The sequence below is a fragment of the Robinsoniella peoriensis genome (assembly GCF_000797495.1).
In the GTDB taxonomy this organism is placed as follows: Bacteria; Bacillota; Clostridia; order Lachnospirales; family Lachnospiraceae; genus Robinsoniella; species Robinsoniella peoriensis.
In genome coordinates, this window is sequence record NZ_JTGN01000001.1 from 519,445 (window position 1) to 533,090 (window position 13,646).

At 40.8% G+C, this 13,646-nt stretch carries 11 protein-coding genes, 1 pseudogene and 1 riboswitch; of the genes and pseudogenes, 3 read left to right on the top strand and 9 right to left on the bottom strand.

Features of this window, described 5'->3' with window-relative positions; all coding sequences use genetic code 11:
- Positions 1 to 59: 59 nt before the first annotated feature.
- Both QR40_RS02195 and QR40_RS02200 read right to left on the bottom strand, forming a co-directional pair.
- On the bottom strand, positions 60 to 1,253 hold the full coding sequence (locus QR40_RS02195) for a HAMP domain-containing sensor histidine kinase (RefSeq protein ID WP_027293505.1): 1,194 nt from the start codon (positions 1,251 to 1,253) through the stop codon (positions 60 to 62).
- Positions 1,241 to 1,915, bottom strand: a complete 675-nt coding sequence (locus tag QR40_RS02200; protein ID WP_044293123.1) for a response regulator transcription factor — start codon at positions 1,913 to 1,915, stop codon at positions 1,241 to 1,243. Before QR40_RS02200 ends, QR40_RS02195 begins: the two co-directional genes overlap by 13 nt.
- A gap of 295 nt (positions 1,916 to 2,210) precedes the next feature.
- Between QR40_RS02200 and QR40_RS02205 the strand changes: the two genes are divergently transcribed.
- Entirely contained in the window at positions 2,211 to 3,560 is a 1,350-nt protein-coding gene (locus QR40_RS02205; protein ID WP_044293124.1) for an MATE family efflux transporter, read from the top strand.
- Between the two features lie 141 nt (positions 3,561 to 3,701).
- On the opposite strand, the gene QR40_RS02210 is transcribed toward QR40_RS02205, so the two are convergent.
- On the bottom strand, positions 3,702 to 4,583 hold the full coding sequence (locus QR40_RS02210) for a cation diffusion facilitator family transporter (RefSeq protein ID WP_044293126.1): 882 nt from the start codon (positions 4,581 to 4,583) through the stop codon (positions 3,702 to 3,704).
- A 103-nt stretch (positions 4,584 to 4,686) separates the two neighbouring features.
- A riboswitch (NiCo riboswitch) is annotated at positions 4,687 to 4,864 on the bottom strand.
- 195 nt (positions 4,865 to 5,059) lie between these two features.
- Positions 5,060 to 6,013 carry an Rpn family recombination-promoting nuclease/putative transposase gene (locus tag QR40_RS02215; protein WP_044293127.1) on the bottom strand — a complete coding sequence of 318 codons (954 nt, stop codon included), beginning with the start codon at positions 6,011 to 6,013 and terminating at the stop codon, positions 5,060 to 5,062.
- Positions 6,014 to 6,376: 363 nt separating this feature from the next.
- On the opposite strand from QR40_RS02215, the gene QR40_RS02220 reads away from it, so the two are divergent.
- Together QR40_RS02220 and QR40_RS29400 are read left to right on the top strand one after the other, a co-directional pair.
- Entirely contained in the window at positions 6,377 to 6,667 is a 291-nt protein-coding gene (locus QR40_RS02220; RefSeq protein WP_044293129.1) for an FtsW/RodA/SpoVE family cell cycle protein, read from the top strand.
- A gap of 475 nt (positions 6,668 to 7,142) precedes the next feature.
- Entirely contained in the window at positions 7,143 to 7,703 is a 561-nt protein-coding gene (locus tag QR40_RS29400; RefSeq protein WP_052430654.1) for a GNAT family N-acetyltransferase, read from the top strand.
- 212 nt (positions 7,704 to 7,915) lie between these two features.
- On the opposite strand, the pseudogene QR40_RS32940 reads toward QR40_RS29400, so the two are convergent.
- The 5 genes and pseudogenes from QR40_RS32940 to QR40_RS02245 all read right to left on the bottom strand — a co-directional run.
- Positions 7,916 to 8,035 (bottom strand): annotated as a pseudogene (locus QR40_RS32940) (recombinase family protein); the annotation flags it as partial.
- Positions 8,036 to 8,072: 37 nt separating this feature from the next.
- Positions 8,073 to 10,361: a beta-galactosidase gene (locus tag QR40_RS02230; protein WP_044293131.1), complete on the bottom strand. Its 2,289-nt coding sequence runs from the start codon at positions 10,359 to 10,361 to the stop codon at positions 8,073 to 8,075.
- Between the two features lie 10 nt (positions 10,362 to 10,371).
- The gene (locus tag QR40_RS02235) at positions 10,372 to 11,199 is read right to left on the bottom strand and encodes a carbohydrate ABC transporter permease (protein ID WP_044293133.1); all 828 of its coding nucleotides are present in this window, start codon (positions 11,197 to 11,199) and stop codon (positions 10,372 to 10,374) included.
- A complete protein-coding gene (locus tag QR40_RS02240) occupies positions 11,196 to 12,113 on the bottom strand; it encodes a carbohydrate ABC transporter permease (RefSeq protein ID WP_044293491.1) in 918 nt (305 codons plus the stop codon). Before QR40_RS02240 ends, QR40_RS02235 begins: the two co-directional genes overlap by 4 nt.
- A gap of 63 nt (positions 12,114 to 12,176) precedes the next feature.
- Complete coding sequence (locus QR40_RS02245; RefSeq protein WP_052430656.1) at positions 12,177 to 13,574, bottom strand: extracellular solute-binding protein; 1,398 nt, start codon at positions 13,572 to 13,574, stop codon at positions 12,177 to 12,179.
- Positions 13,575 to 13,646: the final 72 nt, after the last annotated feature.

Below are 13,646 nucleotides of genomic sequence, written 5' to 3' on the forward strand. Positions count from 1 at the left end.
TCTCCTCTCTGCTATTCCTTTGTGGTTTTTATCATACGGACTAAATATCTACACTTTTCCTATTTCACACCAAAAATTGCACAAATAATTGCTCCCCCATCTATGCTGTTTGCCAGGTCCAGGCTCCCGCCATGTTTTTCACATAAAAATTTACAGATAAACAGACCGATTCCATAATGTGTACCATCATCCTTCCCCTTTTGGTCACTGTAATATGGACGGTCTGCCATTTTAAGTCCTTCCTTGGAAAATCCTTCTCCGTCATCCTGAACATAGAGGTACAACTCCCCATAATCTTCACTGCTTTCCAGGGTAATAACAACTTTTGATTTGGCATACCGCATAGCATTGGACAGCATATTTTCAAGAATTTCCATAAACATCATCTCATCCAAAAACCAGTCAGAATCCGTTGGAAGTGCAGACTCACAGGTAACTTTTATTTCTCCCATTTCTTCCATAATCTGTGCAATCCCTGATGCCCTTTTTAACAGTGTTTCCCCTTTTATATTTTTTCTGTTTAATTCCAGAGCCTCCAGGCTGCCCACTTCCTTCATGGTATTGGTAAAATTCATCAGCCGCATTGCCTGTGCATTGATTAAATTAAAATTTTCCATCATCTGCTCCTCCGTAATTTTACCGGTAGGGTAATATTTACTTAAAAAATCCGCATATCCATGGATAACTGTAAGGGGAGTCCGAAGATCATGTGCAAACGCTGCATTCAAGCGACGCTGCTCCTCCATCATATTCCACATTCTTTTATTATTTTCTATCAGCGTAATGCGCATCTGCTCAAATGCACTGCACACCTCTCCCAGTTCATCCTTCCCCTCATAGACACACTCGTACCCCAGTTCATTGTCTCCAATATGCTTTACCTGCCGCTTTAATAACTCAATCGGTTCCGCCAGCTTATTCTTATAAAATAAATAGGAGGTAACAATAACTGCACCTATGCTATAAACAACAATACTGAATGACTGTAAAAAGATCACCGCAAAAGTCAGAATCTGATCCGGCAGTGTCATTTTAACCTCTGTCCATACCAGATTTGTTGTAATCCCATAGGTATTTCCAAAATATCGTATACTTAGCAGCGTACTCCATTTTTCGCCGACCGCCGTACTGACTGCAAAAAGTATTAAAACCGCTCCAATGGCAATCAGCAGGTACGTTGCCATTGCCCTTTTCAGGGAAATATCCAGCATCTTTTTCTTAAATTTAAATACCAGTTCATCTATCCAATCCATTTATAACCCACTCCCCAAACAGTTTCTACATAGGTCTTGTCTGCATATTTCCCGATTTTCAAACGTATTCTGCGAATGTGTTCCGCAATAATATTGCTGTCACTTTCCCCGTCAAAGCCCCGGATGCGCTCATAGATCGTCTCTTTACTGAAAATCTGCCCCCGGTTCATGGAAAGCAGTTCTATAATATCGAATTCAGTTTTCGTTAAGGTAATTTCTTTATTCTGATAATAAATACTCCGCTCCGTATAATTGATAAGCAGATCATCTGTAAACTTCAAGGTTTCCTTTGCACCGCTCCTGTGTTCCCTCCTCAAATGTGCCGCCACCCTTGCCCCTAATTCTTCTATACTAAAGGGTTTTAATATATAATCATCCCCTCCGATCATCAACCCGTTAATCCGGTCCCTTTCTTCCACCTTTGCCGTCAAAAACAAAATCGGACAAGCGACATGATCTCTGATTTTTTTGCACACATCCAGCCCATTCATATCCGGCATATTAATATCCAGCAGAATGATATCCGGCTGTATCTCAATTTTTTCCAGAGCCTCACTCCCGCCGCAGGCCGTATAGACCAGATATCCCTGCATATTAAAATAATCCTTTAATAACTTTAAAATATGTATTTCATCATCAACTGCCAAGATTTTATACTGCATTAAGACTCTCCTTTATGTGAAAACATAATAAATTTCGTTTGTTAAAATAACGAGCTTATTTTATCATATAAATCTCTATAAAAATACTATATCAACGTAGGAAATTTTTACTATGAAAGGAATTCATAATTTTGTAGGAGATATAGATAAGTTACAAAAATATATTGGGTTTAGTATTTACCCACGCATACCAATTCCCCTATAGACTTCCCAAACCTACTATGCTAGAATATCCCTGACAACTAGATTATTTATACATTTTTCTATTTAAATAAATACATTCAGGAGGCTCTTTATGTTTACTAAGGATCGCAGTTTTTATCATAATTTTTTCTCTCTGTATTGGATTCTGGTCCTTCAGAATGTTATTGTTTTAAGTGTCAATCTGGCTGATAATATTATGCTTGGTGCCTATAATGAAACAGCTTTATCCGGCGTTGCAGCAGTGAATCAGATACAGTTTGTGCTTCAGCAGCTGATGAATGGATGTGGTGACAGCCTGGTGGTATTGGGAAGTCAATATTGGGGGCAGCGGCGAATTGAACCTATTCGTAAGCTCTCTACTATTGCCCTGCGGGCGGCTTTGCTTTTTGCCGTTCTTTTGTTTATTACAGTCAGCCTCTTCCCTCATGGTGTATTGAGCTTATTTACCAACGACGAAGCAATTATCGCTGCAGGAATGGAATACTTATCCATTATTCGTTTTACCTATATTATATTTGCGATTACAACTGTACTTCTGGCCTCCCTTCGAAGTGTGGAAAGTGTTAAGATTGCTTTCTATATATCAATCAGCGCTCTGGTAATAAATTGCTGTATCAATTATACTCTGATCTACGGACATTTTGGTTTTCCGGAAATGGGAGCAAAAGGAGCTGCAATCGGCACACTGGCTGCGCGAATCAGCGAATTGCTTATCGTCTGTTTCTACCTATATAAAAAAGATCAGAAATTGCATTTAAAACTCATGGATTTTCTGCACTGCGACCGTACTCTGCTTCACGACTATATCCATGTATGTTATCCGGTAATTATTGTGGCAGGAATGTGGGGGTTATCCACAGCCATGCAGACCGTAATCCTGGGACATCTGCAGTCCAATGCTATTGCAGCCAACAGTGTCGCCTCTACCTTGTTCCTGATTCTGAAAGTGGCATCGGTAGGTGCTTCCTCCTGCGCCACAATTGTAATCGGCAAGACAATCGGCTGCGGAGATATGCACAAGGTAAAAGAATATACCCGAACCTTACAATTAATGTTCCTCTGTATCGGCCTTTTAACCAGCCTTGCCTTATTCCTGTTAAAAACTCCGATTTTGGGACTTTACGCTTTATCTGAAGAAACCAAATACCTGGCAAATGCATTTTTAACCATATTATGTGTGACCTGCATCGGCACCGCATACCAGATGCCTGTCCTGACAGGCTTAATCCGTGGCGGCGGCGATACAAGGTTTGCCATGATTAATGACATCATCAGTATCTGGTTGATTGTCATTCCCATCTCCTTCCTTGCTGCCTTTTATTTCCGATTGTCACCGATTATCGTCGTATGCTGTCTGAATTCAGATCAGATATTTAAATGTGTCATTGCTTTTATCCGGGTAAACAGTTATAAATGGGTAAAGAATCTTACAAGGGCATAAAGTTAAGCAGCTTGTCTGAAATTCATTCACAGACAATAATTAAGAAAAAAGAAACCTCACAGCATTCCATAATTCCTGAAAGGTTTCTTTTTATTTTCTGTTCTATTCTTATGTATTCTATTTAAAATCGCTCATACGTCCTTATGCTTTTCTTACCGGATTCACATGCACCATACAGTGCTTCACACTAGGAAAAGTACCTTCTATCTCATCATGGGTCCTCTGTGCTATTGAGTGGGCCTCAGTGAGTGTTTCTTCCCCATCTGCCTGAATTTCAATATCTACATAGATTTTATCTGCAAATAATCTTGTTTTAATTTGGTCAATTCCCATAACACCTTCCTGCCGGCTGATTACCTTACGCATCTCATCAACGACTTCATCTTCACAGGCTTTATCCATCATTTTATCAATGGCATCTTTAAATACATCAAATGCTGCCTTTAGGATAAAAATGCAGATTACCACACTGGCAATGGGATCAAAAACAGGAAGCCCAAGTCTTGCCCCCAGAATACCTATCATACTTCCAATCGATGACAGAGCATCGGAACGATGATGCCACGCATCCGCCATTAACGCTCCGGAATTAATTTTTTTTGCCGCCGCTCTGGTATACCAATACATGGCTTCTTTGGTCACAATCGAAATTATCGCTGCCACAAGCGCCAGCATTCCCGGAATCGCCAGGGACTCCGTATCCCCGGAGAATATTTTCCGTATCCCGCTGTATCCGATTCCAAGCCCGGTAATCCCCAGTACAATAGCAAGTACCAGGGCGGCCACACATTCCATTCGTTCATGGCCATACGGATGTTCTTTATCCGATTCTTTGCTTGCCATCTTAACACCGAGAATTACAATTAATGTACTAAATACATCCGAAGCAGAATGAACTGCATCAGAAATCATTGCTCCTGATTTTGCAAATATACCTGCATAGAGCTTAAACAGAGACAAAACTATATTTCCTATAATGGTGACAATTGATACTTTTGTTGCAATTTGTTGATTTGATTTCATTTTCTTCACCCCTATTCTAAATGTTAACCGACCATGCTCAGACTCATTCATAAGATGCGCTGTTCTGTTCGGAAAACAAAAAAAACACACCTGCGGAACATACTACTGTCCCACAGATGTGTTTCATACCCATCTGCTGCCGCTTAGCGGCCCGGCCCCACAAACCAGTGCCACCGGTTGTAAATATGCCGATATAGTGCCTGATGTCTGCGTCAGGTGTTATAGTGGCCTATTTACTCGGGCGGCATTAGATGGTTTATCGCCTGCTCAGTTTGTACTGTTGATCTCGCATTCTTTTTTATTAGAATGTAATGCAGTGCAAATCGATTTCTAATAATCTAACATATTCAGTATAGCATGTCAAGGTGAAAAAAATTAAGGATGCATGGCGAAAAAATTAAGAATGCATGGCATCCATGTGAGATATCCCTATCATGTATTCATAAAATCACAAGATAAGATTAAAAAAACTACAGTTACACCAGACAATACTCCTGATACAGATTTTCTCTGGAATCTTTATCTGTTACCGCTTTTTTTAATTCTACGGTTCGATTATCATTTATTAAATTTAATGTTAATCTGGCAAATAATTCTTCGCCTTCCATTCTTCCTTCACTTCTCATATCTTCAAATGCTTTACACATATCATATTCCTCCTTATTATCTATCTGTGCCTGTTCTATGATCTCTGACATCTTTTCTTTTTCACCCAGCATGATGAAAATAACTTCTATTGTTTCTTTCATCAATCTGCTATATCTGTCCTGGTGCTTCTTCACATGTGCTTTCATCATATTCTTATCTTCTGCATATTTAATAACTCCGAATACTTCTCTTAAATCCGTTTGAAAATATTCCAGATGATCTATCCTCTTTACATCCAGAACTTGTATCTTATAATTCGGCAGATATTGACGGAATGTCTCCATTTCTGCTGGTATATCCAGCATACTGTGCAAATCCAGACAGCCATCCCAGGGCTTTGCTCCAAAATATACAACCAATGTAATAACCGGCAGAAGCTTATCCTGCTTTTTCATTCCAGATAAGAATTCATCTGAATTACCATAATCCCCGGCGATTTTATATTTACGTTTTATCTGTTGTACCTGTTCTGCGTAATTCATAGCGTCATACAGCATATTCCGAATTACCATTGCATAATGTACATGCTCCTGGTTTTCACATGCCAGAATTAAAAAATTTGCACCCAACGCAGTCATTTTGACTACATCCCGGTTCCTTCGTACGGCTTTTTTACTAAAGCTCTGACTGCCAGGTAAGCATTCCTGCACAGAATCCAGAGGGGTTAAATCGTCCAGATTTAAAATCTGCTCGCCCTTAAAGCAGGCACCATTATAAAGATCTGCAAAATGCTCCGGCTTAGCAAAAAATATCTTTGCTGCAATATCTTTTTCTTGTGTCATAGATTCCTCCTATTCATTCCGAATACAAAGACACAAAAATGATATAACAATTCTAAAGGGAAATTGTACAGAATATGTACCAGATATAAAATGAATTTTAAGAACTTTAGAAAAAAGTGTTGTTCAATGAAATGTATCTATGTATTTCTTTTTTTCATTATATAACAGTTTTTTCTAAAGTTCAAGCTTTATTTTTATTTTTTGTGACTTTTATATATTTATTTATTTCATCTTATTGTATGTAATTTCTCACTTGAGATTCTGTTACCTCATTGTCTATCACTTTTCTTTTTCCACTTCATCCCGTGCCCCCACAAATCAATCATCACCTTGTGCAACAGACCTTGAAAAGCAGTGATTTATGTGTTCTGCCGCTTTTTAAGGATTTCTCTCAGACAAAAAAATCAACTGGGCATGATAATGGGCATGGCATGCTCCACTATATTGTTATTGCAGGTAATTCTTTATTTTTTAAACAATATGGGACTTATGTTCACAGACACCAACTGTCCGTTCCTCTCCTACGCCGGTACCGGGACAGTGATTACCTATATACTTATCGGAATACTTTTAAGTATCTGCCGGTACCAGAATATCCTGCCTGTTTCGCCGCCTTCAAAGGAATTTGGAATTCGTGGTAAGGTACGCGCTTAGATAATAGAATCTGAAACATATAATTGGATATGAATGGCAGAACTGCTGATGACCACAGAATCAGCAGTTCTGCCATTATCATTTCACTGGATATACAAATTTAAGCGCTCATTCCACTCACTTGCCTGTTCTTTCCATACCGTATCCAAATCTTCCAGTAAACAGGTTTTTCATTCTGTTCTTTGTAGAGGTCGGGGGGGCGGGGACAGAGCCACCGTAAAGCTAACAATAACCGCCGCAATAGTGCAGACGGTTTTGCCGTATAATGAAGCAAACGAAATGTCACGGCAAAAATCCAGCCGGTCAAGGGTTTAAGAGTGGAGACTTTTTCGCTTTCTTTGCGAAAAATTACTACTCGTCCCTTGACCGGTTGGATGGTCGGAATGGTCGGGTATTGCTCATTGCTTTGGACAGTTGCATGTAGTATAATTTAATTCAGGTGCGAGATAGAATGCCAACATGAGGATGGGTTGATATGGAAAGAACAATATATGCTGGGAACAATAAGATTAAACTATATTACGCCGAAGAAGCAGATCGGGAGTTGATTTACGGCATGGCCTTTGAAGAAGATGCTATTTGGCAGGCCATGTTTGACGACAAGGATCACTTTTGCTGGTCTGAAATTCGTGATGAAGAACCACATTTTTTTGGGAATACACCCGGACTGAGCAAGTATCTTCTGATTGTTTGGGAGGATAAAATCGTCGGCACAATTTCCCATACCTTTAATGATGGAAAAATCACTAATATGGAATTGGATATGTGGCTGCGTTCCATTGAATATACAGGTCGCGGTATAGGTTCAAATGCGATGAAGCTGCTTATAGACAGCTTGTGCAGGGATTACAGTATTGAAACATTCATCATCCGACCGTGGTTGAAGAACAAACGGGCGATAAAGGCATATGAAAAATGTGGCTTTGTTGTTACGAACACTTTCGAGCCTTCGGATTATTATGGAAAGTATCTGGAAACATGGGGGAATGGTGATTATCCAGAGGGTGAGAATGTAAATATGATACTCACGATTTAGTAGACTTTAGATACAGAATCCCAATTAAAAACAAGGCGGCGGGATAGACAATTGCCCATCCCGCCGCCCCGCCTGTTACATCTCCATATCTTGCACCCTTTTGGGCTGCTCTCGGCGGGTTTCCTCACTCATAATGTCATAAACATTCCTGAGGATTTTCTCAACTTCGGCGGTGTCATTTTTCAGCAAAACATACTCTCCGTTCAGCCGCCGGCGATGAAGCAGATGCCCTTTTTCCGGAAAAAGACTTCGGTGTAAAAGCCTGTTTGCAGGTAGTCGCGTCCGACACGCGACATATCTTTCGATATGACGGTAGCAACATTGCCCTTTTCAGTTTATATTATGTTACTTGCAGATAATAAGCACATATTAGAATGTGTTTCTATGAAAATTACAATCCTTTCCATAAACCCACGCAATGGATACACTATGGAGCATTCCGGTTATTCCATCTACCTGCTCAATTCTGGCAGCCATTGCGGATTCCACATTCACATGAACCCCTTTCTTGATCGGAGTTATATAAATTGTTAAGGGATGTTCTTTTAAACTGTCTGCAAATTCTTTCAGTCCGATTTCCCAGATACCCCCGCTGCAAAAGTTATCCGAAATCATCTCTCCATTTATAAATGCCTGCCCGATATCACCTGTATAATCTATTTTTAATATGGCGTCTTTAACACTTTCCATTAAATTTCCCGGCAGATCTATACAGTATCTGGTTGGTCCTGTCTGCTTTGCCAATAGCTTAACCGGCGGCTTCTCTTCCACCCGGTACCTGTATTCCGTAAAAAGCGGATATTTACTTTGGACAACTGTTTTTCCAGTCTTTTCTATATTTTCCAATATCCCGTCCGGCATAGCCAGGATGCGGTTTTCACAATTCCCGGTTTCAAAACGGATGCCATATTCATCTTGCAGTACCGCCATATCTGTAATTAAAACCATGTCATTTCCATTTTGGTTAGCTTTATAAAAGTCCATCGCCATCTTTCTTGATAACGTAACCAGATGAATAACCTTTTCATCCTCTTCTAAACGGTATGAATGAATGGGCTGCCCTGGTATTTTAATCTCTTCACCATTTTCCCATACATATTTACCTTCCATTCCTTCCGGTGTGAAAAAGAAATAATAATATGCTCCATCCAGACATAGTTTTGTAATTGGCTGAACTGTGGCATATTTCAGGATTCTGCCTTCGATCTGCATATGAAATGGCAATATGCAGTTTTCACCGGCAGCCAGGGAAAGGGACTTAAATGTAATTTCTCCCCCTTTCGTAATGACGGTCACACACTCCTCTGTTTTTACTTTCGTTTCTACATGATCCTGAAAGTTATTGATAAATAAAAAACCGCCGTTTTTGTTATAACGCACCGCAAACCGCAGTGTATCGGTATCTTCCGGTGCTATTTGTTCCGCACCGCCGGGAAGCGCCGTCTGCATCGTACATAAGTCAGACTCAAAACTGCTGGCAAATAAATGCAGCAGTTTCAACCGTTTATAGGAATCCCGGATCTGTCCAAACTCGCCTAATGCCGCCTGATAATCATACGATAATTTGGGCATCTGGCTTTCATTCAGAAATCCCCCCTGTTCTCCCTTGGGATTTGTGCCTCCTTTATACATATAGTATCCCAGAAAATTACACCCAGAAGCCATCTTAATATTTGCCATGGCATCCACACTTTCATAAGGAAGCAAAAAACGGTAGTGATAGGAACAGGTCATGCCCCCGCCCATTTCACAACAGGCATAGGGCACGGATTCAGGCGGATACCCAGGTTCAAAATTATAGGTCTTTGGAATCTCATTGTTATGATGATCCCGGTAAATATATTCCCCGGTAGCCGGGTGCTCTCCCTTATGGGAATAAAAGATCCATGGACGGTAAGCATACCCTCCCCAGAGAGGCATCATCTCTTTACTTGGTGCTGCAGCACCTCCCCATGCGGTGCAGGTATAGAAAGGCACGATAATCCCAGACTCCTGTGCCATCTTTTTTAATTCCAGCATATATGCATCCCCTTCATTTCCCGCAAATACCCACTCATTTGAAACTCCGGTTGTGATTTCCCACGGCGCTGAAGAATGTTCATATTCATTGTCAATCTGAGCTGCAATAATGGGTCCCTGATCTTTGTAATAAAGCCCTTCCATCTCCTTTGCCAGTCTGTCATACAGCCGCTTTGTATAATATAAAAATCCTTCATTCAGCATTCTTGCTTCAAAAGGCTTCCCATACAGCCAGTCTGGAAATCCTCCGTTTCTGACTTCTCCATGATCAAAAGGCCCAATCCGTACAATGACATACATCCCATGCTTTTTGCAAAGCAGAATAAATTTCCTTAAATCTCTTCTTCCTGCAAAGCAAAATTTTCCTTCCTGTTCTTCATGGTGTATCCAGAAAATGTATGTAGAGATCACATTTATGCCACCCATTTTCATCTTAAGGATTTCATCCTCCCAGTAAATATCACTGCATCTAGAAAAGTGAAATTCCCCGCTTATTCCAAAAAAAGGCTTATGGTTTATTTCCATATAGTAATTGGTAAAGGAAAGTTCATCCTTATTGGGACTGATCCCCCCGAAATGATTGGATAGAGCATAAATCTCTTTCTCTCTGTTATGGCTAATATCAATTCTGTAATGCATTTCTTCCTCCTTATCCTTTCACCGCTCCCGCGGAAAGTCCTTTTATAAAATATTTAGAACCGATTGCAAATATAATCAGGATTGGCACCACTGCAATGGTAAGTGCCGCCCCTCTCGCCCCCCAATCCTGTGTATATGCCGTAGCCAGCGTCTGAATTCCGATTGGTATTGTAAACTTGGAACTTTTCGTAATCAGCGTGCTTGGCATCAGAAAATTATTCCAGGACCACAGGAATACCAGCATAAACAAAGTTCCCACTGCCGGCTTAATCATAGGAATACCGATACTGATAAACGTTCGGAATTCATTGGACCCGTCAATGCGTGCACTTTCAATTAACTCTTTCGGCAGAGAATTCTGCATATACTGCACCATGAAGAAGACCCCATAAGCACTGGCTCCCCATATTAATATCAGGGGAATATGTGAATTAACCAGTCCCATATTTTTCATTTCAATACTATATCCGATTAAGCTGATCTGGGAAGGTATCATCATGCTTGCCACTATAAATGAACTGCAAAAGCTTCTACCCTTAAAGTGGTACACCGTCAGGGCATACGCTGTAAGTGCACTGATAAATACGCACAGTATCCCGGAAAACAGTGCGGTATAAATGCTGTTCCAGTAATACTGCAAAAATCCGCCCTGCACTATGGTACTGATATTTTCCACCAGTTTTGATCCGAATGTATAGATCTCTCCTTTGTAAATCTCATTTGTGCTGTGAGTAGCCATGGAAATAATAAAGTAAAACGGGATAACCGAAATTATACTGACGATGGCAAGGGGAATCACATAGAAAAATTTCTTGATAAAACGTACCGGTTTATTCATCTGCTCTCCTCCTTCCTGTTAATCACACGGGATACAATGAGACTGACAATGAGAACCACGATAAAGATACCATAGGAAACTGCCGCACCATACCCCAGTTTGGTGGAACTCTTAAATGTCTGGTCAAAAAAGTACATCATGCTGGTCAGGCAGGAACGTTCCGGTCCGCCAACGGAACTGTTAATATTGCTGAACAGCAGATAGGGTTCGTCAAACAGCTGAAAACCACTGATGATGCTTGTAAGCGTCAAAAAAATAGTAATCGGCTTCAGATAAGGAAATGTAATTCTCCAGAAAATCTGTACTTTATTCGCCCCATCCACCATGGCTGCTTCCGAAATATCTTCCGGAATTGTGGACAGCCCCGCCAGATAGATCAGCAGATAGTACCCCAGATTCTTCCACACAATCAAAAATATAACAATGATCCTGGCAGTAGCTCCGTCACCCAGCCAGTTAATTCCCTCGATTAGGACCCCCAGCTTGATTAACAGATTATTGACAATCCCGGTGGACCAGTCAAACATAAAGGAAAAAATAATACCAATAGCAACCGGTGTGGTAATATAGGGCAGTACATTGATTGTTTGAAACAACCGGCTGGTTTTCTTTAATTTATACAATAACACTGCTAACAGCAGTCCCCCTAATATCAGAAGCGGAATATAAATAATCATAAAGAAAAACGTATTACCCAGTGATTTAAAGAAAATTTTATCTTTTGTAAACAATCTGATGTAGTTCAAAAATCCCACAAATTTACGCTGTGTCACCCCCGCGATACTATCCCAGTCGGTAAAACTTATGATAAACGAGTAGATCGTCGGAAAGATAAAAAACAGAAAGTAAAATGCAAAGTATGGAAACAAAAACAGATAGGGCCATTTGGTCAGAGTATTTCTTTTTTTCTTCATTGCCAACCTCTCTTTCCGGAAAAGGCCATGAATATCATCCACAGCCTTTTCCTGTTTATCCATTTATTCAATGGTGTAGTCCGGCAATTTCATGGACAGTTCCTCTTTTAACTGTTCTAATGCCTGATCCGATGTCATGCTTCTGTCATTATTTAAACTTGTAGTGATCAGGTTTAACGTCTCATGAATCACATTATCATCCAGATTCATCGGTCTTACCTTGATATCCGGAACGATTTCTTCCAGGAACATTTTACCCAGATCCTGATCGCCGAACCATTCACTCTTATAAGACTTTAATTCTGGCTTTTCTTCATATGGTTTCTTTGCAGAGGTGAGGTTCCCCATGGAATTCAGTGCCTCGGCACCTTCCGTAGACAAGGTGGCAAATTTCACAAATTCCCATGCCAATGCTTTATCTTTACAATTCTTTGATATTCCAAGTGTGGTTCCGCCCCAGCTGATATTTCCCTCCGGAGCATTCATCAGCCCCCAATGATCTGCCCCCTTTCCGTCCGGGTCATTTGGCTCGATGGTAAATGGAACCGACCAGGTTGCACAGCCTGCAAATATATGGTTTCCTTCTCCAAAGGATGCGTACCAGGCAGGTGTCCATGCTTCCAGTTTATCCACTACATTGTTATCCCGGAACTGACATGCCAGATCCAGTGATTTTTTCAGAGCCTCTGTAGCTTTAATCGTATTCCCGTCAATCCAGGATAATCCGCTTTGTTCACGGATAAACTGCTGTGCATCTGCAATGCCCGGCCACATATAGACCTTATTGCCGCTTTTTTCATATACTTCTTTCCCTTTTTCCACAAACGATTCCCAGGTAGGGAACATTTTTTCTAATTCTTCCCGGTCATCCGTTCCAAGATATTGTTTTGCCAGATCCTTCCGATATGCAATACCCGCCGGGGATATGGATTGCTCTATGCCGCACACATCTCCTTTTGAGTTCACCATCAGAGGGTGCAGGTAATCAAATACCTTCTGAATATCAAAATTATAAGGTGCCTGGTTCAACGGTTCCCACATGTCCAGTTCAAAAACCTTTGCTCTGGAATCTACAATTGACCATGCCACATCCGGCAGTTCCGTACCCGTTGCCAGCGCTGTCTGGTACTTTTGCAGCAGGTCGCCGTTTGCCACCGGTGTATATTCGAAGGTTACATTGGGATATTTTTTCTGAAATGCCGCTGTCATTGTTTTATAATAATTATCATCCCACCCCCACATAGTCAGTGTGCCTTTATAATCCGAAGGCAGCTCTGTATAAGCCTCCGCCCCCTCATCACTCTTGTTCTCAGTAGAAACGCTGTCTGCTGTATTGATAGCCTTCGTGGTTTCTTCCTCTGTTGTCTGATTTCCGCATCCGGATAACAGTCCCGTTACCATAACCGCCGCTGCTGCCAGGCTTGTAAGTTGTTTCATACGTTGTTTCATACGCTTTTTCATTTCCTTATACCTCCTTCTTTATGTATCTGTATCATATCATCCGCACTTTGATTTTCACACATCACATTCTTT